This is a genomic window from Alphaproteobacteria bacterium GM7ARS4 (assembly GCA_014332745.1).
GTDB lineage: Bacteria > Pseudomonadota > Alphaproteobacteria > GM7ARS4 > GM7ARS4 > GM7ARS4.
On sequence record JACONL010000005.1, the window covers coordinates 1 to 24,823 of the forward strand.

Here is a 24,823-nt window from a genome sequence, read left to right on the forward strand (position 1 = left end):
ACCCCTTATGACGCCATGCTCTTTCGCTGACGGTGAGTCGTTCATCGAGAGTCCATTGTTTTGTGGCGAGGCGTTCAAAGATGATATAGAGGGTCATGAGTTTGCTGAGGGACGCTGGATACATGGGACGAGACGCATTGAGAGAATAAAGGACTGTGCCATGGTGATAGTCCATGAGCATGGCATGACGAGCGCGCGTATAGACGGGAGGGTAGAGAACCCTCTTGTGTGCCTCCCTCCCGTCTCTTTGTTCGTTCTTCTCTGTTGTCCTGTGAGCCGATACGGGATGGAGACCATAGAGACAGACAGAACAGGTGATAAAAAAGGTGATACACGATACGAGGTATTTAATGGCCCTCTTCCTCCGCTGGTATCACGAACGCATCGTCATATCCTTGGTCGATAAAGCCTTGTAAGAGGGTTTGAAACTGCTCTTTATCACGAAAAGGGCCTAAACGGACACGGTAGAGTGTGTCGCCTTCTTTGGTGAGCGTTTCTTTAATATCTGTTGGCACAACGTGCGAAAAAGAGAGTTTGAGACGTTGGGCGTGATAGAAATCGTGAAAAGCGCCTACCTGTATGTAGCGTCCCACCAGTGTTCCCCCATGGTCTGACATGGCTTGAGAGCCGTTGCCTTCTTGACGGTTCAGTGCGTGGTGTGTAGAGGCTCTTTGTCGTCGACTCTCTTTCCACGTCTTGAGGGCAATGGCGTCACCAGCGAGTGCTGCCGCCTGTAGGCTTTTATCTTTAAGGATTTGGATACGGACACGCGCCTTTCCTTGTTCTAGGAATCCCAATTGACGGGCAGCGCGTCGGGACAAATCAATGATACGTTCGCCAACAAAGGGACCTCTATCATTGACTCGTAAGATGAGAGAACGACCATTCTCTAAGTTGGTGACACGCACATAGCTGGGCATGGGGAGGGTTTTGTGGGCTGCCGTGAGCATTTCAGGGTCAAAAATCTCTCCGTTGGCCGTGCGCTTGCCAGCAAACGCGCTACCATACCAAGAGGCAATTCCTTCCTTGTCATACGCATAATCGACTTTGGGATAATAACGTCTTCCCTCTATTTCATAAGGAGAGCCTATTTTATAAGCGCCTTGTTCTGCTTTAAGGGATTGGTCTAAAGTGCGCACCTCTTCCTTTTTTGTAGGGACGGGAGGGGTTGGCTTATGAAATGTCGTTTCATGCTCTTGTTGGGGCAAAAGGCCACAAGACGCTATGGAGAACATAATGCCGAGACATAATAAGAGGCCCTTAAAGCAAGAGAGGTATGATGTATGGTGCATGGTGTGCTCTGTCCCTATTGTTTCATTCTTGCAATGCATCGGCAAGCATGCCTATAGAGATAGCAAAATAATCGGAACGATTCCATAAAAGGATGGTCTCGAAATTCGCAAGGGCAAGAAAGGCGCGCCTGCTGTTTCGTTCAGGGAGAATCAGGGCGGCGGTGGTCGCTGGAGGAAGGAGGCGTTTTTCTTGGTTCAGTGGTGTCACACCCCTGTCCCACCATGTCGCCATGTCGCGCCACTTGTCCTGATGGCGTCCTCCCCAATGGGGTTGAAATGTGGAAGGAAGAGTCACCTCAAACCCCCATCCCTCCCCCTCTTGCCATCCCAATGACGACAGAAGAGACGCTGCCGACGCTAAGGCGTCATCGGTTCGATGCCATATATCTTTCTTTCCATCGCCATTATAGTCCACAGCGTAGGCTCGATAGGTCGAGGGAATAAATTGCACTTGCCCCATGGCACCAGCCCAAGAGCCTCGCATATCCTCCGACGCCACATATCCTTGGTCTATCATGTGGAGAGCGGCGAGAAGTTCTTGGCGGTAGAACGCCTTTCTTCTACTACCATAGGCAAGGGTTGCAAGGGATGGAATCACGGCATGGCTTCCTGTGTGGTCTCCAAAGTCGCTCTCAGCCCCCCATAGGGCGACAATCACGTAGCGTGATACGCCGTAGCGTGTCTCCAGCGCGTCAAGAAGGTCTTTATGACGTATAAGATGTTTTTTCCCCTTATCGATGCGTTGTTCATTGACGACATGCTCTAAGTAGCGCGCTAATGTGATGCGGTATTCGGGTTGGTTATTGTAGAGAGAGAGGACAGCATCTAATGGCACTGTCATGCTGTTCAATGTCGCCTCTAGCGTTTGAGCAGAAATTCCTTCCCCTCTTGCTTCGTCATAGAGCGCATGACGCCATGCCATGAAATGTCTGTCCTCAGCATGAGCCGTTGATAGAGCACTCCAGAAGAGGACGCCCCCGAAGAGGACACGTATGACGCCATAGAGATATGTTCTCCATGACACCATGCATGGGATGGCGTGACGATGGCAACATAAGGGGGACAGCATATTACCGCGCCTCCCAACGCGCGCTGATATTGACGGCTGGCGCTTGTAACGTGATGGCAGAAAGAGAGATATAATCCACACCCGTTGTGGCAATATCACTGATATTGTCTAAGGTGACACCTCCCGATGCTTCGGCAACAGCGCGTCCTCGAATATGACGTACGGATTGGTTCAGCATGGCGGGTGTCATATTGTCGAGGAGGATGTATGAAATCTCATGGCGCAAGGCGGTCGCAACCTGTTCTAACCTGTCGCATTCCACAATGATACTATGCCAAGGAGGCGCATGCGCTTTATGTCCCTTTATTTTTTTTGCCATGGATGTCAGTAATCTGTCGAGATCGCCGCCAGATGCGAGAATATGGTTATCTTTGATGAAGAGAGAGTCTTTCAGGTGATGGCGATGATTGAGCCCCCCACTCAAGGCTGTGGCATATTTACTGAGATAACGCATGGCGGGAATGGTCTTGCGTGTGTCTAAGAGACGTGCTTGAGAATGACGTATTTTTTCCACATAACGTGCCGTGAGCGTGGCGATACCACTGAGGATTTGTATGACATTGAGGCATGGGCGTTCTCTCGAGAGAAGGAAGACACTATCATGGCTTTGAATGGAGGCGAAGTCTGTATGTGCCTTCAGTTTTGTTCCATCCTGACAGAAAAACGTTATATGGCATGGCGGGGAAGGATAAAAAAAAGGGAGGATAATACTGCCAGCGAGAGTCATGTCTTCTTGGGCTTGGAGGGTCAGCGTTCCTGCTGTCTTGGTGGCACTATATTTGCTTGTTACGTCATGGGCGGCGCCGTCTTCTTTGAGGGCGAGGGTGGCGAGGGTGCGCATCTCATCACGTAGCGCTTTTGCCTGCCGTGTGTGCGCCAATGATGTGGGCGAGAGAGCGTATGGCGCGTTTGACAATGCTAGCAAGGCGTGCGTGGTGGCGGCGACATGTCTAACATGCGGCGAAGCGGTTTTGATGCGGCTTCCCGCAATTGGGATGCGATCGTCACCTGTGGTTGCATAGTCGCCAGCGCCGTATAGAGCTTTTCCATGCTGTTCATGGCCATATAGGGGCATTGGGCACAGCTACATTGGGCATCAGGACCCGGCGCTTCGTAAAATGTTTTGTCTGGCGCAATTTTACGCATTTGGTGGATGATATGGCTTTCTGTCGCCACGATAATCTCGTCATGGGGGGATGTCCGCACAAAATGTAACATGGACGACGTCGAGCCAATATGGTCAGCATGGGTCAAGATGGCGTCTGGACATTCTGGATGGGCTGACACAACGGCTTTGGGGTGGCGATGTTTCATTTTTAGGAGCGCTTTTTCGGAAAATTGCTCATGGACGATGCATGTGCCTGGCCAAAGCACCATAGGGCGTCCGCTCTTTTTTTGTAGATAGCGTCCTAGATGTTGATCTGGTGCGAAAAGGATGGGCTGGCTCACGGGGATCTGCTCGATAATCTTGAGGGCGTTACTCGATGTGACAATAATATCAGAGAGGGCTTTGACCTCTGCGGAACAATTGATGTATGTCAATGCAAGATGATGGGGATGTTGAGCGCGAAATTGGCGAAAACGTTCTGGTGGACACGACTCTTCCAACGAACATCCAGCATTCATATCTGGGACGAGCACCATACGCTCTGGCGAGAGGATTTTTGCCACCTCTGCCATGAAACGAACACCGCAAAAGACAATAACATCGGCGTCGGTGGCGGCAGCACGCCTCGACAAATCGAGGGAGTCGCCAACGAAATCGGCAATATCTTGGATGTCTTCCTCTTGGTAGTAATGTGCCAAGATGACGGCGCGTCGTTTGATGCGTAAATCGTTGATGGCCGACTCCAAATCTGACGGAACAGAGGACACAGGAGGCACGGAGGGTGATGTCGTCAAAGGCGTCATAAGATGTGTGGTGGAGGATTGCGTCACACTGCCCTATACATCTAAGAACATTTTGTCTTTATTGCAAGTGTGCGGGCTGTCTTTTTATGGGAAGAAGGCTTTTTTCCCTTGGTATATGGCGTGGTCTCCCAGCTCTTCTTCTATGCGGAGCAGGCGGTTATATTTGGCGAGCCGTTCACCTCGCGCCATAGAACCAGTCTTTATCTGTTGGCATTGAAAGCCAACAGCGAGGTCAGCAATGGTCGTATCCGTTGTTTCCCCTGAACGATGTGACATGACGCGCCTATAATGGTGCTGTTGTGCCAAGTGGAGGGTTTGCTCTGTCTCGCTGATTGTGCCGATTTGGTTGACTTTGATGAGGATGGCGTTTGCGCATTGTTTATCTATTCCTTGCTGTAAGCGTTGGCTATTCGTCACGAAGAGGTCATCGCCCACAAGCTGTATATTCTGTCCTTGCATGGCCGATGTCAAGGCGACCCACCCCTCGACATCATCGTCGCTGAAGGGGTCTTCGATGGACACAAGAGGATAATCTTTACAGAGAGTCTGATACCACTGTACGAGTTGCGCCTTATCATATGGCGTGCCGTCTATATGGTAGAGTCCATCTTTGTAGCACTCATTCGCTGCCACATCGAGGGCGAAGGCGATGTCGTCGCCCAGGCGATACCCCGCCTTTTCAATGGCGTGGCTGAGTGTATCCAGTACATCGCGTGTATTCTCTAAGGCGGGAGCAAATCCCCCTTCATCACCCACAGATGTCGCCAATCCCTTCTCTTGGAGGAGCATACGTATGTGATGGAAACATTCGGCAGACCAACGGACAGCCTCAGTCAAAGAGGGCGCATTCCATGGCACGAGCATAAATTCCTGTACATCAAGGGGATTGTCAGCATGACATCCGCCATTGACCACATTCACGAGAGGCACAGGGAGGTGATAGGCACATACGCCACCGATATAGCGATAAAGAGACATGTGAGCATTTTGTGATGCCGCCCGTAGACATGCTAGACTGACGCCAAGAAGAGCATTCGCCCCTAGCTGTTCTTTCTGCGCGCTTCCATCCAGTGCACAGAGAAGTCCATCGATGGAGGCCTGTTCATCAATGGCCATGCCTTCTAAGGCTGGCGCGATCATCTCATGGACGTGACGCACAGCTGTTAGGACTCCTTTCCCTAGGTAGCGTGCCTTATCACCGTCGCGTTTCTCGCATGCTTCATATTGTCCCGTGGAGGCGCCAGAAGGCACACATGCACAGCCCATGACTCCGTTATCTAGGCGCACATCAACCTCGACCGTTGGCCAACCCCGACTGTCAAGAATCTCCCTAGCGCGTACCTGCACAATTGATGCATGGTGGGGGGTATGTTTCATGCGGTATCTTGAGTCTTGTGCTTGATGAACGTATCTATCTGTTTGAGAGGGGTAAGAAGATTGTCTAATTGGGTGAGTGTCAGCATATTTGCCCCATCAGATGGCGCTTTGTCTGGCGTGTCATGCACCTCGACAAAGAGCGCCGCAATCCCAACCGCCACAGCAGCCCGTGCCAAAGGCGCAATGAACTGGCGGTGACCCCCACTCTGCCCTTCCCCTACCGCGCCCCCGGGCAATTGCACAGAATGCGTGGCATCGAAGACAACGGGATACCCCAAACGACCTAAAAGAGGCAAGGAACGCATATCATTCACGAGCATATTATAGCCAAAACTGCTCCCACGTTCGGTGACAAGAATACGCTCGTTACCGCATGCCGATATTTTGTCCACCACATGAGCCATATCCCACGGGGCAAGGAATTGTCCTTTCTTGACGTTGATGACGTTTCCTGTCTCTGCTGCCGCACAGAGCAAATCCGTTTGTCTACAGAGAAATGCCGGTATCTGAATAATATCGGCAATTTTTGCCACATCAGCGCATTGATGGGCTTCATGGACATCGGTGATGACAGGACATTGAAATTCCTTACGAAGAGCGTCAAGGATGACCAGCCCTTTTTCCATGCCTATACCCCTGTTGGCGTGGTATTTTGAGCGATTGGCTTTGTCGAAGGAACTCTTAAAAATCAATCGAACGCCATGGGTGTCAGTGATGTGGCAGAGTTTCTCTGCCATCATACGTGCGTGGGACAGACTTTCTAAGGCGCATGGCCCTGCAATGATGACAAGGGGGGCGTCATGGCCTAGGCGGATATGCTCGCCTATTGTCACACACCGCTGAGGGCGAGAGGCAAGGGCCCATGGTGTCTGTGATGATATGGTTTTATTCTGTGTATGGCGTTGGGACATCGTGTTTGTGTGGGTGCTTGGGGAGGCCCCTCTGAGGCGATGGGGCGATGGCGTTCATTCCCCTATCATTCATAGCAAGCTATAGGTGTCTTGTCAAAGGGACAGGGGGTATCAGAGGAGCAAGGTGTGGCGTAGTGATGCGTTGATAAATTGGGCGAAGAGGGGATGGGGTGCGAGGGGACGTGATGTCAGCTCAGGGTGAAATTGAACACCTACGAACCATGGGTGGTCTCGTAGTTCTATCACCTCTGGCAGTGTGCCGTCTGGCGATAGGCCTGAGATGACCATCCCCGCTTGTTCTAACGCGTCTTTATAGCGCATGTTGAGCTCAAAACGGTGGCGATGGCGTTCTTTAATGGTCGATGTCTGGTAGATGGTGTGGGCAAGGCTCTTTTCTGTTAGGATGCACTCGTAAGCGCCACGTCGCATGGTGCCTCCCATATGCTTTTTCTCAAAGGCTTCTCTTGATTCTCCCTGTTCGTCAGTCCATTCATCCAAGAGCCCGATGACGGGCTCTTGACATTCTGTATCAAATTCGGTGGAATGCGCTTCCTTAAGGCCGACAACATGACGGGCAAACTCAACGACTGCCATCTGCATCCCTAAGCAAATGCCAAGAAAGGGAATCTTGTGTATGCGCGCGTATTCTATGGCGCGTATTTTCCCCATGATACCACGCTCCCCGAATCCCCCTGGTACCAGAATGCCTCCGACGCCATCAAAGAGCGCGAAGAGATGCTCTGCTCCCGATGTTTGGATTGTATCAGCATCGACCCATTTTATGGTGATACGGCTATCATGGGCGATTCCTCCATGGGTCAGGGCTTCTGTGAGAGATTTATACGAGTCGCGCCTATGGGTATATTTGCCGATGACAGCAATATCCACATGCTTTTTGGGGTGAGCAAGACGTCGTTGTAGCGCATGCCATGGTGTTAGGTCGATTTTTTCCTCATGTTCACCGAGAGCAAGGTGGTTAAGGATGATGTTATCCAACCGTTGTTCATGGTAACCCAGAGGCACATTGTAAATGCTCTCGACATCGGGCGCGGCAATGACGTGGTCTTGGCGGACATTGCAAAAGAGCGCTATCTTGGCGCATGCGTCCTCTGTCAGGGCCTTGTTCGTGCGACATAACAGAATATCTGGTTGAATGCCGACACTCTGTAGCTCTTTCACAGAATGTTGTGTCGGTTTTGTCTTCAGTTCATCAGCTGCGTCAATCCATGGCAAGAGCGTCAGATGGATGAAGAGACTACGTTCATATCCCGTCTCGTTACGTAATTGGCGGATAGCCTCTAAAAAAGGGAGGCTTTCAATATCACCCACCGTGCCGCCGATCTCGCAAATAATCATGTCAAGGGGGTGTGGTTGGTAGGTGATAAATTCTTTAATCATGTCGGTGACATGGGGAATGACTTGCACGGTCTTGCCAAGATAATCACCTCGCCTCTCCTTCTCGATGAGTGCGGCATAAATATGTCCAGCGGTGATATTATCGTAGCGTCTACAAGGTAGGTTGGTGAAACGTTCGTAATGTCCTAAATCTAAATCCGTCTCAGCGCCATCATCGGTGATGAAGACTTCGCCATGTTGATAAGGGCTCATCGTGCCTGGGTCGACATTGAGATAGGGATCCAATTTACGTAAAGCGATACGCATACCAGACGATTGGAGAAGCGCGCCAATGGCGGCCGCACAGACACCCTTCCCTAAAGAGGAAACAACACCGCCAGTGATGAAAACATAGCGGGTGTTATCAGCGGATGGGGGCAGTTGGCTCACTGCTGGGAATCAAAGGAGGTAAACGATCAGAGGGTAAGGGCGGGAGGACTGGAATTTCTTCTTGGTCTTCAACGTCAATGATCGAGGGAACATCACGCCTACTCTGTGACGTCAAGGTCAAGACCATGCTGAAGACCATGAATAACGTGGCAAGGACGGCCGTCATATGGGTGAGAAAATTGCCGCTATGACGCCCCGACAAAAAATCCCCGCCGCCACCAATACCGAGCCCTCCGCCCTCTGAACGTTGTAGGAGAACAATGCCCACAAGAGCAACGGCAATAATCAAGTGAATAACGAGAAGTGTTGTCGACATGACGATTCCTTATGGCGATTCCTTTATGCTGGTTGGGTGAAGGGATAGCAGCTTTTTGTTTTAACGTCAAGGATAAGTGGCGATTTCATGGAACGATTCTGCTGTGAGGGACGCTCCCCCCACGAGGAGGCCATCGATGGTTGGCAGAGAGAGAATGGCGTGCGCATTCTCTGTTGTCACAGAACCGCCATAGAGCAGCTTGGGCGCATGCTGGTGATGGGGTGTGCTGAGACGTTGATGTATCCATGTGCCGATATCGTCTATATCCTGTGTTTTTGCCGCCACACCAGTCCCGATGGCCCACAGAGGCTCATAGGCTATCACATAAGATTTTTCCATATGGCGGGTTGTTATGGCGAGCTGTTGCTCTAAGACGTCCAGCGTTTTACCGTCGAGGCGTTCTTGTTGACTTTCTCCGATACAGATGATGGGGCATAACCCATGCCGTTGCCCACAGAGCGCCTTTTTGTTGATAAGGTCATCATGTTCATGGTGGTCGCGGCGTCTTTCGCTATGTCCGACAATGACATAGGAACAGCCCATCGCTGCCAAGAGCATGGGGCTGACGTCACCTGTATAGGCGCCTTGTTCTTGGAAGTGACAATCTTGTGCGCCCATGGCAAGAGGATATGGCGTGTCATCCAGCATGGGGGTGATATAGGCAAGCAGGGGAAAGGGAGGACATACGACGACCTGTGTTGTCACATGGGCGTCGCGTTGTTTGCTTGTCCATGTCTCTCGCCATGTCTGCGCGTCTTGCGGCGTCATGTGCATTTTCCAATTGGCAACAATGAGTGGAGGGGACGGCATGGCGCTCAAGAGAGGGAAGTAAAACGTTGTTTCATGTGGGCGTGAGGCGCGTCACACCACCCATATAGGGGTGGAGCGCCTCTGGAACGATAATAGAGCCATCCTTTTGCTGATAGTTTTCCATGACGGCAATGAGGGCTCTTCCCACGGCGACGCCAGAACCATTGAGGGTATGGACAAAGCCTGTTTTCTTCGATGTCTTATCACGCCTCTCTTCACGCATGCGCGCCTGCATGCGCCGTGCTTGGAAATCCAAACAGAGAGAACAGCTGGATATTTCTCGGTAGGCCTTCTGTCCTGGTAGCCATACTTCTATATCATAGGTCTTGTGTGCGGAAAAGCCAGTGCTAGCGGAACAGAGCAAGACCACGCGCCATGCCAGCCCTAAGGCTTCGAGAATGGACTCGGCACAAGTGACCATGCGGTCGAGCTCTTGATGACTGTCATGGGGATGGACGATAGAAACGAGTTCTACCTTATCGAATTGATGTTGGCGGAGCATGCCACGGGTGTCTTTGCCTGCTGCCCCTGCCTCTGAACGAAAACATGGCGTTAAAGCGGTGAGACGTATGGGAAGTGCTGACGGGTCGAGGATACGTTCGCGCACGATATTCGTCAAAGGCACTTCCGCTGTCGGTATGAGCCATTGTCCGTTCTCTAATCGATAGAGGTCTTCGGCAAATTTTGGCAATTGTCCCGTTCCTTCCAACGCGGCACGATGGACGATGATGGGGGGAGCGACTTCTTGATAGCCATGGCGGGTGATATGGGTATCGAGCATGAATTGGCCAAGGGCTCGGTGTAGACGCGCAATGCCCCCACGTAAAAGGGTAAAACGACTCCCTGAGAGCGTAGCGGCCATGGCGCTGTCGAGACATTTCCCCAGCCCTTGTCCCAACGTCACATGGTCTTTCACGGCGAAAGACATGTCTGGCATGCGTCCTCTTTCACGTATGAGGGTATTGTCATCATCATTTTTGCCAATGGCGATGTCGTCGGCAAGGATATTAGGCACTTGCCATAAGAGAGAGAACAATTGGTCTCTCGCTTTCTGTGTTTCTTGCTCGTGCTTCTGCAAGGATGCTTTCAGCGTCTCCACCTTTGCTGTCATGCGCGGGTCTATGTCTTTTTTTTCTCGTTTAGCGTCTCCTATATGCTCTGCGTAGCGCCGCCTCTGTGCTTGAGCCTCTTGTTGTCCTGCCAATTGTGTGCGATAGCGCTTGTCCCGTGCGAGGATCTGTTCTGCCCCTAGCGTTTTGACAAGCACAGGATCACGACGCATGAGCGCATCGTCATAGCTGGCGGGGTTATGACGTATCCACTCGATATCAAGCATGAGTCTTTTTATAGTCCCTTAGAGGGCTCTTGACGGGAGATGATATACGTGCGGTGATGATGATGGATACTTCATATAAAAGGATGAGGGGTATGGCAAGAAGGATTTGGCTGATCACGTCGGGGGGTGTCAATATGGCGGCGAGAATGAACGTCACGACGACGGCATAGGGACGTTTTTCGCGAAGCCACAAGGAGTCAATGATACCGACTTTTGCCATGAAAGTGCATAGGACGGGGAGTAAAAAGGCACAGCCAAAAGCAAAGAGCAGAGTCATGGTCAAGCTCAGATATTCATTCACCTTTGCCTCGAGTTGGATGGAGGGAATGTCTGTCGTTGCGTTGACATGTTGAAATTCGAGAAAAAACGACCACGCCACAGGAAAGACGAGATAATAGGCAAAGCATGCGCCGCATAAAAAGAGGATGGGCGTCATGATGAAAAAGGGGAGAAAGATTTTTTTCTCTGAGGCATAGAGCGCTGGCGCTACAAACCCCCAGAATTGATTGAGAAAGAGTGGAAAACAGACCATAAGGGACGTGAAAAATGCTGTCTTAATATGCGTGAGAAACATTTCAGGCAAGGCTGTGAAAATCATTTTTGGCACAAGGCCCATCTCGAGGAATGCCGCTGTGAGAGGGGCGACAAGAAAAGCATAGAGCTGCTCGGCATAATAGACACTGATGGCAAAACACCCCGCAAAAACAGAGACAACACGGAGAAGGCGACTCCTTAACTCAGCAATATGGGCCGTGAGTGGCTGGTCGATGGTATTATGTTGGTCTGTCATGCTGTGTCGGTTGCTCCTTGTCTAGCCTATCATCGGGTGGCATGTCTTTGGTGGCGTTCCGTTCCTGTTTTTGTTCCCATGAGAATTGCATCTGCTGTTGCCAATTGTCTATTTCATAACGGATACGTCCTAGCCCGCGGGCGATGGAGGCGAGGGCGGACGGAATGTCGCGCGGTTTGACGACCATGAGCGCCACAAGGAGAATGATAAGGACTTCCCAGCCACCAATATCGAACATGGCGCTATGACTCTTTTGTCGTTGATGTGGAGGCGTGTTTTGACGAGGATTTTTGTGTCGTTTTTTGGGAGAGCGCTTGCTTGTCGTCTTTCTCGTTGGCCGTTGCCTCGCCGCTCAATCCTTCTCGAAAACTGCGGATACCAGCGGCGACATCATGCATGGCTTGGGGAAGGCGGCGAGCGCCAAAAATAACGAAAATAAGGACAAGGATGAGGATAACCTGCCAAGGACCAATACTCATGAGAGGGACTCCATAGATTGAGGGTTTGTGCTCCCATGAGGCTCTGCGACGAGGGGGAGCGATGATTGTTTCTCTTCATGGCGCGCTGGAAGGAGTTGCGCCAATTCCTCAAATCCGGGCAAATCCTTTGGTGAAGAGAGGGAAAAATGGTCGAGAAACGCTGTCGTCGTGCCGAATAAGAGAGGTTGTCCGGGGCTCTTCCTACGTCCTATGGGGGCAATCCACCCACTCTTCAAGAGACTATCCATGGTTTTTGGCGCCACGCGACATCCACGTATATCTTCGATATCATGGCGCGTCACAGGCTGATGATACGCGCAGATAGCAAGAGTCTCAAGCAATGGCTTAGACAATGCGCGCTTTTTTGTGCGTAACATTGTGAGGGATGCCGACAAGTCAGCAGGGGTGCGTAACGCCCATTCTTTATCATTGATACACACGAGCTGAACACCTCGTCCCTTATAATGCTCTTGTAATGTCTTGAGAAGAGAACGCACAGGCACATCCGCTCCCAGCCATTGTTGGAGCGTTTGTTCTGTCACGGGCGTGTCATGGGCGAACAGCAACGCCTCTAATATATGGAGAGAAGACCATTGCTTTGTCATTATCTCGATGCTCTTGATGCCTCTGACCCTCTTGCTTGACACACCCGTTCCTATACCCCTACCCTCACGCCCGTTTCATACGAATATCCACCATGTCATCTGCTTGACGCACATGGAGAAACCCGTTCTTACTCAATTCTAAACAGGCGCTCAAAACCACAATGAGACGCTCGCGTCGTGTCACCTGTCCTCCCTCCCTCTCCTTTCCCTTAAGGGCGCTGAGACTTTGTAGCATAGAAAGAAAAGAATAATCCACCTCCTTATGGGCGCAGTAGCGACAAATATCGCGCAAGGCGTCCTGTATCGTATAGCTTAAGGGCTTGATAGACAATGTCGTCTCTTCTTTTGGCGCGTCACATTGACGACGATAGGCCTCTAAGAGGTCATAGAGAGTCACATGAAAGAGAGGAGACTCGTCATCACGTGCGCGTGTTGCCTCTTCTTCGCTGTGCCCATAACGTCCACGAACGAAGACGTCATACCCCTGTTGTGGGCGTTGTGCCAGTTGCTGTGCTCGCCTTTGTACCATGTCATAATGTCGAAGACGTAAGCGCAACGTCTTTTCTTGTTCATAGGCCGGAATATCATCGGTTTCTTGCTCTGCTTTTGGCAATAACAAGCGGGATTTCAACCATGTGAGCCATGTCGCCACAACAAGATATTCTGTGGCAATCTCTAGGTTGAGCCTTCGTACTGATGTGATAAAGGCAAGATACTGGTCAGCAAGCGTTGCCAACTTGACACGAAGTAGGTCGACTTTCTGGTCTCTCGCAAGGTGAAGAAGGACCTCCATAGGCCCTTCATACACATCGAGCGCGACGTGGCATGGGGTTTCGAACAGCGTATGCTGTTGTGGCATGTGTGGTCTTTGGGGCATGGGTTTCTTCACCTTGTCTCATCCCTCCAGTGATGGTATAGACTCACCTGTGGGCCTTTATGCCATAACATGGGGACATCATCATCGAAAAAAAGAGGAGACGAGAGAGGATGGCATGTCGTGTTGGTTTCATAGGGCTGGGGCGTATGGGGTATCCCATGGCGGGGCATATTGCCTGTTCTGGCCTCTTTGAGTCCATTGTCTATAATCGCACAAAGGCGAAGGCTCATGCATGGTGTCAGCGCTATGGTGGCACTGACGCCAAAACGCCTAAAGAATGCGCTCAACGAAGCGATATTCTTCTCTTATGTTTAGGGGGCGATGATGATGTGCTCAGTGTCATGCAGTCTCACGATGGCGTGCTCTATGGTTTGAACAAGGGGACTCTTATCATCGACCATACGACAACATCGGCAACGATGGCGCGCCAATTGGCACGACAGGGGCAAGAGCAAGGATGGTCGTTTCTCGATGCGCCTGTTTCTGGCGGTGAGCGTGGCGCTATTGAAGGCGCGCTCGTTATTATGGTGGGGGGAGACGAGACATCCTATGCTAGAGGGCAAGAGGTCATGGCTCTCTATGGCAAGGAGGTCGTTCATATGGGTGACTCAGGGAGCGGACAATTGGCGAAAATGGTGAATCAGATATGCGTTGGTGGCGTCTTACAAGGCTTATCTGAGGCGATGGCCTTCGCTTTCCATGCCAATCTTCCCGTTGCGCGCCTGTTTCCCTTGCTGGCAGAGGGCGCAGCGGGGTCATGGCAGATGAAAAACCGCTATGAAACGATGGCGGAAGAGCAATTCGATTTTGGATTTAAAGTGGATTGGATGGTGAAGGATTTAGGATTTTGCCTTCAAGAAGCACAACGTTATGGCTGTTCCCTTCCCTCGACGACACGTCTTCGCACACACTACCAAGCGTTGCAGGACAAGGGATACGGGCAGAGCGATACGTCTAGTCTGATACAGCTTTTTCGCCCTGGAAGAGCAAAGAAGGCCCATGACGCTCGTTGAGATGGTGTGTGAGGGGAATTGTGGGAAAGCGATGGACAAAATGCCTCTTATCTTCGAGACACAATCTAAAAGAGAGAGAGACATGGTCTCCTACGTCTTGGCGTTTAAGGTTGTAGGCATGGGCATAGAGCCATGCGATGGCGTGGCTCTGGCCATAATCCACACGCGCCGTATAGGCAAGGTATCGTTGACAGAGTTTATCTTGTAGGACGTCACAGAGAGCAGCGCAGTGTTTTTTATGATGGGCAGACAAGGGAAAGGGCTTATGGTCTCCTCTCCCATAGGCGTGGCAAAATTCATGCCATAGGCGGTGTTGAGCATTGATAGGCAGAGTGTCTATTTTGTTGAGGATTTCACAATAGCGGTGAGGGTTGTCGAGGTAAGACGACAACCCAAGAGCGCGTAGGATGGATTCTACATCTTCACGTTGATGGGCGGGGGCGAGGCAGTCGCGGACGTGGAGAATCATGTCGGCTTCGCGTATGTCCTCGATGGTGGCGCGGAAGGCGTCTATGAGTTGGGTTGGCAGGTCTGATATAAAGCCAACGGTGTCTACCAGCATCATCGTCTGTTCCATAGGCCTTTTTTTGCGTATCATACGCACGGTTGGGTCGAGAGTGACGAACAGCTGGTCTTTGATAGGGACGCGCGCATGTGTCAGCGTGCGAAACAGCGTTGACTTGCCAGCATTGGTATATCCTACGAGGGCAATGATGGGGTAACGTCGCCGTTGGCGTGCGACACGCTGGACGTGGCGTGTCTGCTGGATTTTTTTCAGTCGCTTCCCCAATTGTGCGATATGCTGGTCGATTTGCCTCCTGTCGCTTTCTTTTTGTCTTTCTCCCGGTCCTGACAAGGCAGAGACGCCGCCCCTTTGACGTTCAAGGTGCGTCCAGACTCGAACCAAACGGCTTTTTTGGTAGTGTAATTCTGCCGATTGAACTTGTAGACGTCCTTCAAAACTACGGGCATGTTGAGCAAAAATATGCAAAATCAAGGCTGTCCGTTCTAAGACGCGACAACGCCAATAACGCTCTAAGTTACGATGTTGGATGGCGGTCAGGGACGCATTGATGATGATACACCGAATATGGTGGCGCGCCATGATCTCGCCTAAGCGGTGCATGATCCCTTTGCTCATGAAATAGCCACTTTCCATGTGGCGTAGCAGAATGATGTCCTCATGGAGGATTGTGACATTGCCCAATGCTCGTGTGAGCGCGCAAGCCTCTTGGAGGCGCATGGGGGCGTTTTCTCTTTCCTTTCTATGGACGCATGGGTGGATCACCATGCAACGTAGGGCGTCTTCTCGTATCCTTATGGGAGCTGGGTTACGCATCAGAGGTGATATGCTCTTGATAGCGTTGGAAGAGACGTTGTATGACGTCCCCTTGCTGTGTCGTGTCGATGGCAACGCCGTCTATGTGGCTGATGGGTGCGATAAAGAGTGTCGTGCTGGTGGCGAACGCGCCTCGCGCGTCGGCAATATCCGCCTTGCTAAAAGCCTTTTCTTCGCAAGGAATGCCCAGCTGCCTACAGAGCGACAAGGTGACATGGCGCGCAACGCCATGGAGGATACGATGATCGGGAGGATGGGTTCGAACAACCCCCTTCTTATCGATAAGCCATGCATTGGAGGATGCGCCTTCCGTGACGACACCCGTCTCCTCGTCCACAAACCATGCTTCATCAGCACCCTGCCTTTGTGCGTCATGTTTGCTGAGAACCGATTTCACAAGGGCAATAGATTTAATATGGCAGTGACGCCATCTTGTGTCGGGGCGTGTCACAACCTTGATGGGGAGGCTTTTAGGGTTGGGGCTATAGACAGGGATAATGACAACACTGAGACGCCCGTTGTCTTGCTCTTGCACATGGGTGCGAGAAAAACGATGCCCTCTTCCCACTTGAATATAGAGCGCGCCTTGCTGAAAGCGATTTTTTGCGATGACTTGCTGGCATAAGAGGTCTAAGACCTTGATAGGATAAGGAAGATGCAACGCTAACGCATGCATGGAGTGCTGTAGACGCTCGTAATGTGCGTGTTTGTCTCGTAATCGTCCCTTATCGACCCATAGGACTTCATAGACGCCGTCAGCAAATTGATAACCACGCTCAAAAACCGATACCTGTCCTTGATGTCGCCACACATAACGCCCTTGAACATAGAGGATACTCATACTAAAAGAGTCTGAATTGTGCTGAAAAGAGTTTCTCCACATCCCTTACCCAACGTTCAGGGGAAAAAAGTGTGATATGGTCGCCCGCCTTAATGGTCGTATCCTCATGGAGTGCTATTAAATCATTGCCACGCAGTAACGCCCCCATATGGACATCTTTTGGCAAATGCACATCTTGCAGGCGCTTTCCCACAATGGATGATTTTTCCAAGACTTCGAGCTCGATAATCTCTCCTTCGGGGTCATTGACGGTGTAGACGGACAGAATACGTCCGCGTCTCATATATTGTAAAATTTTAGAGATCGTAATGTCTCGCGGATTGACAACCGTATCGATGCCTAACTTCGTGACCATACCACTATAGACTTGGTTGCTAATCAATGCTGTGACATGCTCGCACCCGTAATGCTTTGCCAGTAATGTCGTAAGGATATTGTTTTCATTTTCTTCTGTCACAGCCACCATCGCTTGACATGCCTTGATATTCGCCTCGTGGAGCACTTGCGGTTCTAAGGCGTTTCCATTCATCACAATGGTATGGTCTAGGATGGACGCTATGTATTGGGCGCGTGTTTCATTGCGCTCAATGACTTTTAAGCTGACATCATGGATACTTCCTTGAATATGGTGGGCAAGGGATAAGCCGATATTGCCTCCTCCGACAATGATAATTTGCCGTGTTCTGCTTGGATTATAGTTCATCCCGAGCAAGGCGTTCTCTACGTGACTTTTTTCCATCGCCATATAGATTTCGTCCCCCTCCTCTAAGCGAAGGGATGACGTCAGGGGAAGGAGTTGCCCTCTACGACTGGCGCGCATCAGCACATAGCGCACATTGTCGATGCGTGTGCCAGAAAAGGCGTCTTCATCCCCTATTAGGGGATTATGTGCTTCGAGCCGTAGGCCAAGAATTGTCACTTGTCCCTGGGCGACTTCTAGGGAATCAAAGGCATCTGGGGTTTTAAGGCGGCGAAAAATGGAGAGGGCCACCTCGCTTTCGGGCGATATGACGACGTCGATGGCGTTTTTATTGTCGCGCCCGCGCACATAGGCGCTTTCTTCATCGAGGTAGCCCACATCACGAATACGGGCTATTTTTGTTGGCACTTTGAAGAGGGTGTGCGCCATCTGGCATGCGAGGATATTGACCTCGTCATAGGGCGTCACAGCAATAAACATATCGGCATTTTCCGCATCAGCGCGCTCCAACGTGTCTGGACGTGATGCGGGACCGCATACCACCTGTAAATCCAACGCCTTTCCTATGCTGTCTGTTTTCTCTGGAGCATTATCGATGAGGACGACATTGCTGTTATGGAGGGATAAGTATCGGGCGATACTCTCTCCCACATTGCCACCGCCACAAATAATGACCTTCATGCCTGTGTTTCCTCAAAGAAGAACTGCTTTATTTCTTGTAAAACATCCTGTGTGCCATGATAGGCGTTAATTTTTTTCCTAAAGGATGCGCTTCCTGATAAGCCCTGACTATACCAGCCAAGATGCTTTCTGGCGATTCGTATTCCTCTCTCGATGCCATAATGGCACAAAATTGTATCAAAGTGATGTATGGCGATAGCGCCCCTTTCTTGTCTGCTCCTTGTGGGTGGCGTTGTCCCGTCTGTCAAAGCGTGACACACGTCATGGATGAACCAAGGTCTGCCATAGCACCCGCGCCCTATCATAATGCCATCCGCATGCGATGTCTCGAACAGCATGCGCGCATCATCGAGCGTCATGACATCGCCATTGGCAATGACGGGAATGGAGACGCGCTCTTTCACGCGGGCAATGAAATGCCAATCGGCACGGCCATGATAGAATTGACATCGCGTGCGCCCATGAATGGTGACCATACGGATGCCACACTCTTCGGCAATATGGGCGAGTTGAGGAGCGTTACGTGTGTTATCGTCCCATCCTGTGCGCATTTTCAAGGTTACGGGGACATCCACGGCTTTGACAACAGCATCGATAATTTTCGTTGCGTTGCGTAGGTCGCGCATAAGGTGTGAGCCAGCATAGCCATTGACGACTTTCTTGACAGGACACCCCATATTGATATCGATGAGCTGAGCGCCTCTGGCACTCACGATACGCGCTGCCTCTGCCATGACAGCATGGTCACATCCTGCTAATTGGACGGCAAGAGGCGCTTCCTCTTCACAATGGTCGCTACGATGAAAAGAGGACGGGATTCTTCGCACGGTGGCCTCGCTCGCAATCATCTCCGAAAAGACAAGGGCCGCGCCAAATGAACGCACACATCTCCTAAAAGGGCTATCGCTGACGCCAGAGAGAGGTGCTAGTAAAACATTGGATGTTAACCTCATCCCACCAATGGTGAGAGGCTTGACAAAAGAACGTCTCGTCATGTCTCTTTTGTGTTGCCACACAGAGCCTTGCGACGTTTAGAGGCAAGGACTCGAAGACGCAAGGCATGCAGGCGAATAAAGCCTTCCGCATCTCCTTGATGATAGACGTCATCGGACTCAAATGTCGCTAATGCTGTGTCATAGAGGCTATCATCCGATGTCCTTCCCTCCACCATGACGTTCCCCTTGTAAAGACATAGACGCACGACACCATTGACGTATGTCTGGCTTTCATCAATCAATGCTTGCATCATAAGGCGTTCAGGGGAAAACCATAGGCCGTTATAAATGCATGCGGCATAGCGTGGCATAAGCGATTCCTTGAGGTGAAGAGCCTCTCTGTCAAGGGTGATGCTTTCAAGTCCGCGATGGGCCGCCATGAGAACCGTGCCGCCCGGTGTCTCGTAGACACCTCGGGATTTCATGCCAATGAAACGATTTTCCACCATATCCACACGCCCTACCCCATGCTGTCCCGCCTTTTCGTTCAGGGCCGCCAAGAGTTGGGATGGGGAATAAGCCTTCCCGTTAAGCGTTACCGCATCCCCTTGGCGATACCCTATCTCTATCCTCTCTGCTTTATCGACAGCCATCGCTGGGCTTTTCGTGCGGAGATACATGGCGTCATCGGGTGCTTGCCACGGGTCCTCTAAAGCCTTCCCTTCATAAGAGATATGTAAGAGATTGGCGTCCATAGAATAAGGCGGTTTATCTTCACTATCCTTTGCTATGGGAATGTGATGTTCTTGGGCGTAGCGTAAGAGATCCTCTCTGCTCGTTAAATCCCATTCTCGCCAAGGGGCAACGACATGGATATGGGGGTCGGTGGCGTAATATCCTAGCTCAAAACGAATCTGGTCATTGCCTTTGCCTGTTGCCCCATGGGCCACGGCATCAGCGCCTATCTTATGGGCAATCTCTATCTGGCGACGGGCGATAAGGGGACGGGCGATGGCTGTGCCTAGCATATAGACGCCTTCATAGAGCGGATTGGCACGCAACATAGGAAAGACATAATCACGTGTGAAACGATCGCGCAAATCCTCGATGAAAATGTCTTTAACGCCTAAGGCAACAGCCTTTTCTCGTGCCTCCTCGACCTCCTCTCCTTGTCCTATATCGGCCGTGAATGTGGCCACCTCACACCCATAATGTTCTTGCAACCAGCGCAAAATAACCGATGTGTCCAATCCCCCCGAATAAGCAAGGACGACTTTTTTTATCTGAGGGCGGGTGTTTGATGCCATGACTTAACGAGGACACGCCTGAATGGCCTCTCGCCATGCGGCCGAAAATCCTTTCAGGGAAAAGATGTCTCGTGTCTCTGTGCCTCGCCACGATACGGAGTCCACAATGGCCTCGAGCCCTTGACGGAAAGCAAGGATAATGGACGGGTCTTGGGCAGGGTCGAGAGAAAAGGCGACCTCACCTTTTGTGAGCCCTAAATCATATTCATTGTCATCGACGGCAAGAGCCGGATTCTCATGCTTTTTATAGGGATACCCAGATGTGTAGCTCACTTCGCCATTGGGCGCTTGTCGTGAAAAGGCGACAATAAGAAACACAGGACCTCGACGTTGATATTTTCCTTCTGAGCGCACGGGCTGTGTGGAGATATAACACACCTGATTACGCCCCGTACCGTCACTCCACGCATTCCAATCATTGAACGTTCCCAAGTGACGCACCGATGTCTGTCCATAGGCGCTATGCCACCCACCATAGGGGAAGAAGACGAAGCATAAAAAAGCCCCCCACGCTCCCCCCTTGAAAAAGAACAGCGTTTTTGCAAAAGCTGTCCTCGCACGCCGTGTGTTTGTCATGAGTCCACCCTTGTCCAGACGTCGTTGCTTGGTAACATGGCGTAAAATAGAGGCATTTTTCCACCATCGCAATTCCTTTTATGGTATAAGAACGCCATGGCCTATCGTATCCTCTTTATATGCACAGGAAATATCTGTCGCTCTCCTACGGCAGAGGTCATTATGCGTCATCTTATCAAAGAAGAAGGGAGAGAAAAGGATTTTTACGTTGATTCCGCCGGTCTCAGCGACTTTCATCAGGGAGCGCCTATGGACACGCGTTCCGCCTCTGTCGCAGAAAAGTATGGTTATGATACGCGCCACAGGGCGCGCGCTGTCACGCCACAAGATTTTTTTACCCATCACGTCATGTTTGCCATGACTCAAGAGCAACTGACGATATTGCATGCGACAAGAGACGCCATAGGCACAACAGCCACACCCCCTAAGGGGGCCGCGCCATGCGCGCCTATACGTCTCTTCCTAGAGGCTCTGAGTCCAGACAAGCGCCCACAAGATGTGCCAGACCCCTACAATGGAGGCATGGACGGGTTCGAGCGCGTCTTTTCTCTCATCCACGCATGCTGTCTGTGCCATTGGGAGGCGCTCAAACAACGATGACGTGGCCTATATGATGTTTGTGCGCGTTCAGTTGCCTGCGCCATCATCTCACATGTCGTCATGTCTTTGTCATGACCAGAATTTTGCCTATAGTATAGGGCGAGTCGTGTCGACTTATCTCTCTGTGTCCTTTTTTGTTGTTCTTATGGACTCTATCCCATGGCGGTCAGCAGCTATTACGGGTTTGGCGTTTTCTGTTTTAAGGAAGTAAAGCGTTTTCTCAATGTCCCCGGACAGACGGTCTTTGCGCCCCTTATCAGTTCTCTCCTCTTCCTTATTGTCTTTACCTTTGCCCTCAAACGTTCGGTCTTGGTGATATATGACGTGCCTTATATCGCCTTTCTTGCCAGCGGTCTCTTGATGATGAGTATCACACAAAATGCTTTTGCCAATAGCTCCTCCTCTATTCTTCATACAAAAATTCTAGGCAATATAGGCGATATTTTGATGGTGCCTCTCCATGCCCATGAGATAGCCCTTGCCTACATCATCGGTGGTGTTGTTCGAGGTCTTCTCGTGGGGTGTACTAATGCCCTCCTCCTCTTATCCGTCATTGTCTATGTGGACGCCTTGCAGCTCCATATAGGGCTATTGCTTTACTATAGCGTCATGGGGTCATGTATGATGGCGTCCCTTGGCTTAATCATTGGTCTCTACGCCAACAAATTCGACCATATGTCGTCCATCAATAATTTCATTATCACGCCCGCCACGTTTTTATCTGGGACATTTTATGCTATCCAAGATTTGCCTATGGCCTTTCAGGTGATTGCTCGCCTCAATCCCCTCCATTATCTCATTGATGGCATGCGCTATAGCCTTGTGGGGTATTGTGATAGTTCTTTGGTGATAGGCGTTGCGGTCACATCGCTTGTGACGTTGACTCTTGTCTTCTGTTCTTGTCTGATGCTGAGAAAAGGCTATAGAATTATGCCTTAGCCCTCTTGGCGCGCCCTTCTGGTCAGCACTGAAAATCAGGCTTGCGGATAAAGGAGTCACCTATATCCTTGCCTTCATAGGGAAAACGTTCGACTTTCTTCACTTTGGCGAGGGGAGGTCCTTCTTCGGCGTCCAGACAGAGGGAGCACATGGCTTGCTGTTTGCCATGCAAGACAGCCTCGACAGTGCCATCGCTACGATTACGCACCCATCCTGTCAACGCATGGGCGCGCGCCTTCGTGGTGAGCCAATCACGGAAACAGACTCCCTGAACACGCCCAGAAATAACGAGCCGCATGGCATGGGGCATCACGACGTCTCCTTACGCTCAGCGAAACGTAGAATGGGTTGGTCTACGTCTAAGGAGTCGCCAATGGACACGTCGATAGAGGAGACAACAGCCGCCTTTGTAGCAGAGAGAACATTTTCCATTTTCATGGCCTCGATCACAGCAAGCTGTTGTCCCGCATGGACGGCGTCCCCTTCCTTGACAGCAAGGGATATAAGAAGGCCCGGCATAGGAGCTAAGAGCATCGATGAAAGGTCTTCTTCTTCTTTGACGGGCATGTAGTCGTAGAGAGACGCCACATTAGAGGAAACAACATGCATGTCCACCCTATAGCCTGATGAAGAAAGAACAAAACGGTCGTTGCCATAGCAACGCACGTAAAAGGCATAGTCCTTGCCGTCGATGTCTATATGTAAAGAACGTTGCCCTATCTGCCAAGCACTTTGTAGGCGATATATGCGTCCCCTCAAGCGTACATAGGATGTGAAATTCTTCTTACTTGATGCCACCCACGCCTCATATTTGTTATGCCCATCTAGCGCAAACCAATGTTGCGGGGCGACACGTTGATGGCCGGGCATATGCCCATCGATGCTCGCTTCTCGTAAGGCATAGCAATAGCGTAAATAGACAGCGGCAATGACAAAGGAAAAAGAACGGCTTTCATCGGGTGGCTCTTCGCGATACCCATCGGAAAAATTGTCATCGATATAGTGGGTTGTCGCCTGTCCCTCTTGGAAAATTGGGTCCCGCATGATACGGGAGAGGAAAGGCACATTATGGGCGACGCCTTCAATGACATACTGGTCAAGGGCGAGGCACATGCGTTGGATCGCTTCTGCTCTTGTGGGCGCAAAACTACAGAGTTTGGCAATCATGGGGTCATAAAACATGGTGATGCTACTCCCTGCTTCAACGCCACTATCGATACGCACTTTGTAATGTTCTGATGCTGTCGTGATGGGCTCTTGGTAATAACGCAATCGTCCGATGGAGGGAAGAAAGCCCCTCGTTGAGTCTTCGGCATAGAGACGGCACTCGATGGCAGAGCCTTGGATATGAATATCTTCTTGTGTGAAGGGAAGGGACTCGCCAGCGGCAACATGGAGCATGGTCTCCACAAGGTCGATATTGGTCGTCAATTCGCTCACGGGATGTTCCACTTGCAAACGCGTATTCATCTCTAGGAAATAAAAATTCTTATCGTCGCCCACAACAAATTCAACCGTTCCCGCCGAGAAATAACCAACGGCTTGTGCCAGAGCAATGGCTTGTGCGCCCATTTTTTTCCGCATTGTCTCATCGACAAAGGGACTCGGCGCTTCTTCAATGACTTTTTGGTGTCGGCGTTGGATAGAACATTCGCGTTCGCCAATATAAACGATATGGCCATGGGTGTCGCCTATCACTTGAATTTCAATATGGCGAGGATTCGTGATAAATTTCTCAATAAAAATCCTGTCATCGCCAAAACTTGTCCTTGCCTCATTCTTTGCCCTCTCCATACTATTTTTGAGGTCTTCTGGCTTATGGACAAGACGCATGCCCTTCCCCCCTCCTCCCGCTGATGCCTTGACCATGACGGGGTAACCTATGTCTTTTGCTACACGTTGCCCATGGGCGTCATCTTTAATAATCCCCTCGTGCCCTGGTATCGTGTTGACGCCTGCTTTCGATGCGATCTGTTTAGAACGCACTTTGTCGCCCATAGACTCGATGGCTTGTGGTGGCGGACCAATAAATGTGAACCCTGCTTTCTCCACAGCACGAGCAAAATCGGCATTTTCAGACAAAAACCCATAGCCCGGGTGGACGGCTTCTGCCTTGGTCGTGCGCATCGCATCGATGATTTTTTGCCCTTGAAGATAGCTCTCTTTCGGAGGTGACGCGCCAAGAGCAACAGCCTCATGGGCCATGCGCACATGCACGGCATTTTTGTCGGCCTCAGAATAGACCGCCACCGTCTTTATGCCCATCTTTTGTGCTGTGCGCATAATACGACATGCAATCTCACCACGATGTGCCACAAGAATTTTTTTAAACAT

At 50.9% G+C, this 24,823-nt stretch carries 28 protein-coding genes; 4 read left to right on the forward strand and 24 right to left on the reverse strand.

Annotated elements, in window-relative coordinates:
* The 16 genes from GDA54_04600 to GDA54_04675 all read right to left on the reverse strand — a co-directional run.
* Nucleotides 1-175, reverse strand: a 175-nt coding sequence (locus tag GDA54_04600; GenBank protein MBC6497582.1) for a serine hydrolase, incomplete at its 3' end; no start/stop codon positions are given.
* 172 nt (nt 176-347) lie between these two features.
* Complete coding sequence (locus GDA54_04605) at nt 348-1,292, reverse strand: septal ring lytic transglycosylase RlpA family protein (protein MBC6497583.1); 945 nt, start codon at nt 1,290-1,292, stop codon at nt 348-350.
* 22 nt (nt 1,293-1,314) lie between these two features.
* Nucleotides 1,315-2,319, reverse strand: coding sequence for a lytic murein transglycosylase (locus tag GDA54_04610; GenBank protein ID MBC6497584.1), 1,005 nt, complete (start codon nt 2,317-2,319; stop codon nt 1,315-1,317).
* A gap of 43 nt (nt 2,320-2,362) precedes the next feature.
* Entirely contained in the window at nt 2,363-3,286 is a 924-nt protein-coding gene (gene nadC / locus GDA54_04615) for a carboxylating nicotinate-nucleotide diphosphorylase (GenBank protein ID MBC6497585.1), read from the reverse strand.
* Nucleotides 3,280-4,272: a quinolinate synthase NadA gene (gene nadA, locus GDA54_04620; protein MBC6497586.1), complete on the reverse strand. Its 993-nt coding sequence runs from the start codon at nt 4,270-4,272 to the stop codon at nt 3,280-3,282. The genes nadC and nadA overlap by 7 nt, the downstream gene beginning before the upstream one ends.
* A gap of 84 nt (nt 4,273-4,356) precedes the next feature.
* On the reverse strand, nt 4,357-5,649 hold the full coding sequence (eno, locus tag GDA54_04625; protein ID MBC6497587.1) for a phosphopyruvate hydratase: 1,293 nt from the start codon (nt 5,647-5,649) through the stop codon (nt 4,357-4,359).
* Complete coding sequence (kdsA, locus tag GDA54_04630; GenBank protein MBC6497588.1) at nt 5,646-6,560, reverse strand: 3-deoxy-8-phosphooctulonate synthase; 915 nt, start codon at nt 6,558-6,560, stop codon at nt 5,646-5,648. Before kdsA ends, eno begins: the two co-directional genes overlap by 4 nt.
* A gap of 111 nt (nt 6,561-6,671) precedes the next feature.
* Nucleotides 6,672-8,336 (reverse strand): CTP synthase, encoded by a 1,665-nt coding sequence (locus GDA54_04635; protein ID MBC6497589.1) that lies wholly within the window; start codon nt 8,334-8,336, stop codon nt 6,672-6,674.
* Nucleotides 8,320-8,661: a preprotein translocase subunit SecG gene (gene secG, locus GDA54_04640; protein ID MBC6497590.1), complete on the reverse strand. Its 342-nt coding sequence runs from the start codon at nt 8,659-8,661 to the stop codon at nt 8,320-8,322. The genes GDA54_04635 and secG overlap by 17 nt, the downstream gene beginning before the upstream one ends.
* 66 nt (nt 8,662-8,727) lie before the next feature.
* The gene (locus GDA54_04645) at nt 8,728-9,471 is read right to left on the reverse strand and encodes a triose-phosphate isomerase (GenBank protein MBC6497591.1); all 744 of its coding nucleotides are present in this window, start codon (nt 9,469-9,471) and stop codon (nt 8,728-8,730) included.
* Between the two features lie 31 nt (nt 9,472-9,502).
* Nucleotides 9,503-10,807, reverse strand: a complete 1,305-nt coding sequence (serS, locus tag GDA54_04650; GenBank protein MBC6497592.1) for a serine--tRNA ligase — start codon at nt 10,805-10,807, stop codon at nt 9,503-9,505.
* Nucleotides 10,800-11,597 carry a twin-arginine translocase subunit TatC gene (tatC, locus tag GDA54_04655; protein MBC6497593.1) on the reverse strand — a complete coding sequence of 266 codons (798 nt, stop codon included), beginning with the start codon at nt 11,595-11,597 and terminating at the stop codon, nt 10,800-10,802. Before tatC ends, serS begins: the two co-directional genes overlap by 8 nt.
* Nucleotides 11,581-11,835: a twin-arginine translocase TatA/TatE family subunit gene (locus tag GDA54_04660; GenBank protein MBC6497594.1), complete on the reverse strand. Its 255-nt coding sequence runs from the start codon at nt 11,833-11,835 to the stop codon at nt 11,581-11,583. Before GDA54_04660 ends, tatC begins: the two co-directional genes overlap by 17 nt.
* 4 nt (nt 11,836-11,839) lie before the next feature.
* Nucleotides 11,840-12,076, reverse strand: a complete 237-nt coding sequence (locus tag GDA54_04665; protein MBC6497595.1) for a twin-arginine translocase TatA/TatE family subunit — start codon at nt 12,074-12,076, stop codon at nt 11,840-11,842.
* On the reverse strand, nt 12,073-12,681 hold the full coding sequence (locus GDA54_04670) for an SMC-Scp complex subunit ScpB (protein ID MBC6497596.1): 609 nt from the start codon (nt 12,679-12,681) through the stop codon (nt 12,073-12,075). The genes GDA54_04665 and GDA54_04670 overlap by 4 nt, the downstream gene beginning before the upstream one ends.
* Nucleotides 12,682-12,745: 64 nt before the next feature.
* Nucleotides 12,746-13,558: a segregation/condensation protein A gene (locus tag GDA54_04675; protein MBC6497597.1), complete on the reverse strand. Its 813-nt coding sequence runs from the start codon at nt 13,556-13,558 to the stop codon at nt 12,746-12,748.
* 110 nt (nt 13,559-13,668) lie between these two features.
* Between GDA54_04675 and GDA54_04680 the strand changes: the two genes are divergently transcribed.
* Complete coding sequence (locus GDA54_04680; protein MBC6497598.1) at nt 13,669-14,571, forward strand: NAD(P)-dependent oxidoreductase; 903 nt, start codon at nt 13,669-13,671, stop codon at nt 14,569-14,571.
* Here the strand turns inward: GDA54_04680 and hflX are convergent.
* From hflX to GDA54_04710, 6 genes are read right to left on the reverse strand one after another with little or no spacing between them, the layout of a single operon-like run.
* Nucleotides 14,513-15,910, reverse strand: coding sequence for a GTPase HflX (hflX, locus tag GDA54_04685; protein MBC6497599.1), 1,398 nt, complete (start codon nt 15,908-15,910; stop codon nt 14,513-14,515). The genes GDA54_04680 and hflX overlap by 59 nt on opposite strands.
* Nucleotides 15,903-16,751, reverse strand: coding sequence for an aminotransferase class IV (locus GDA54_04690; protein MBC6497600.1), 849 nt, complete (start codon nt 16,749-16,751; stop codon nt 15,903-15,905). The genes hflX and GDA54_04690 overlap by 8 nt, the downstream gene beginning before the upstream one ends.
* A gap of 1 nt (nt 16,752) precedes the next feature.
* A complete protein-coding gene (gene trkA, locus GDA54_04695; GenBank protein ID MBC6497601.1) occupies nt 16,753-18,132 on the reverse strand; it encodes a Trk system potassium transporter TrkA in 1,380 nt (459 codons plus the stop codon).
* Nucleotides 18,129-19,127, reverse strand: a complete 999-nt coding sequence (dusB, locus tag GDA54_04700) for a tRNA dihydrouridine synthase DusB (GenBank protein MBC6497602.1) — start codon at nt 19,125-19,127, stop codon at nt 18,129-18,131. The genes trkA and dusB overlap by 4 nt, the downstream gene beginning before the upstream one ends.
* Nucleotides 19,124-20,374 (reverse strand): argininosuccinate synthase, encoded by a 1,251-nt coding sequence (locus GDA54_04705; GenBank protein MBC6497603.1) that lies wholly within the window; start codon nt 20,372-20,374, stop codon nt 19,124-19,126. The genes dusB and GDA54_04705 overlap by 4 nt, the downstream gene beginning before the upstream one ends.
* Nucleotides 20,375-20,377: 3 nt before the next feature.
* A complete protein-coding gene (locus GDA54_04710; GenBank protein MBC6497604.1) occupies nt 20,378-20,950 on the reverse strand; it encodes a hypothetical protein in 573 nt (190 codons plus the stop codon).
* Between the two features lie 96 nt (nt 20,951-21,046).
* Here GDA54_04710 and GDA54_04715 point away from each other — a divergent pair, with 96 nt between their 5' ends.
* From GDA54_04715 to GDA54_04725, 3 genes are read left to right on the forward strand one after another with little or no spacing between them, the layout of a single operon-like run.
* Nucleotides 21,047-21,550: a low molecular weight phosphotyrosine protein phosphatase gene (locus tag GDA54_04715; GenBank protein MBC6497605.1), complete on the forward strand. Its 504-nt coding sequence runs from the start codon at nt 21,047-21,049 to the stop codon at nt 21,548-21,550.
* Nucleotides 21,551-21,560: 10 nt separating this feature from the next.
* Entirely contained in the window at nt 21,561-21,761 is a 201-nt protein-coding gene (locus GDA54_04720; protein ID MBC6497606.1) for a hypothetical protein, read from the forward strand.
* On the forward strand, nt 21,710-22,489 hold the full coding sequence (locus GDA54_04725; GenBank protein MBC6497607.1) for an ABC transporter permease: 780 nt from the start codon (nt 21,710-21,712) through the stop codon (nt 22,487-22,489). Before GDA54_04720 ends, GDA54_04725 begins: the two co-directional genes overlap by 52 nt.
* 22 nt (nt 22,490-22,511) lie before the next feature.
* Here the strand turns inward: GDA54_04725 and GDA54_04730 are convergent, their stop codons facing one another.
* Together GDA54_04730 and GDA54_04735 are read right to left on the reverse strand one after the other, a co-directional pair.
* Complete coding sequence (locus GDA54_04730) at nt 22,512-22,787, reverse strand: acylphosphatase (GenBank protein ID MBC6497608.1); 276 nt, start codon at nt 22,785-22,787, stop codon at nt 22,512-22,514.
* A gap of 11 nt (nt 22,788-22,798) precedes the next feature.
* Entirely contained in the window at nt 22,799-24,823 is a 2,025-nt protein-coding gene (locus tag GDA54_04735; protein MBC6497609.1) for an acetyl/propionyl/methylcrotonyl-CoA carboxylase subunit alpha, read from the reverse strand.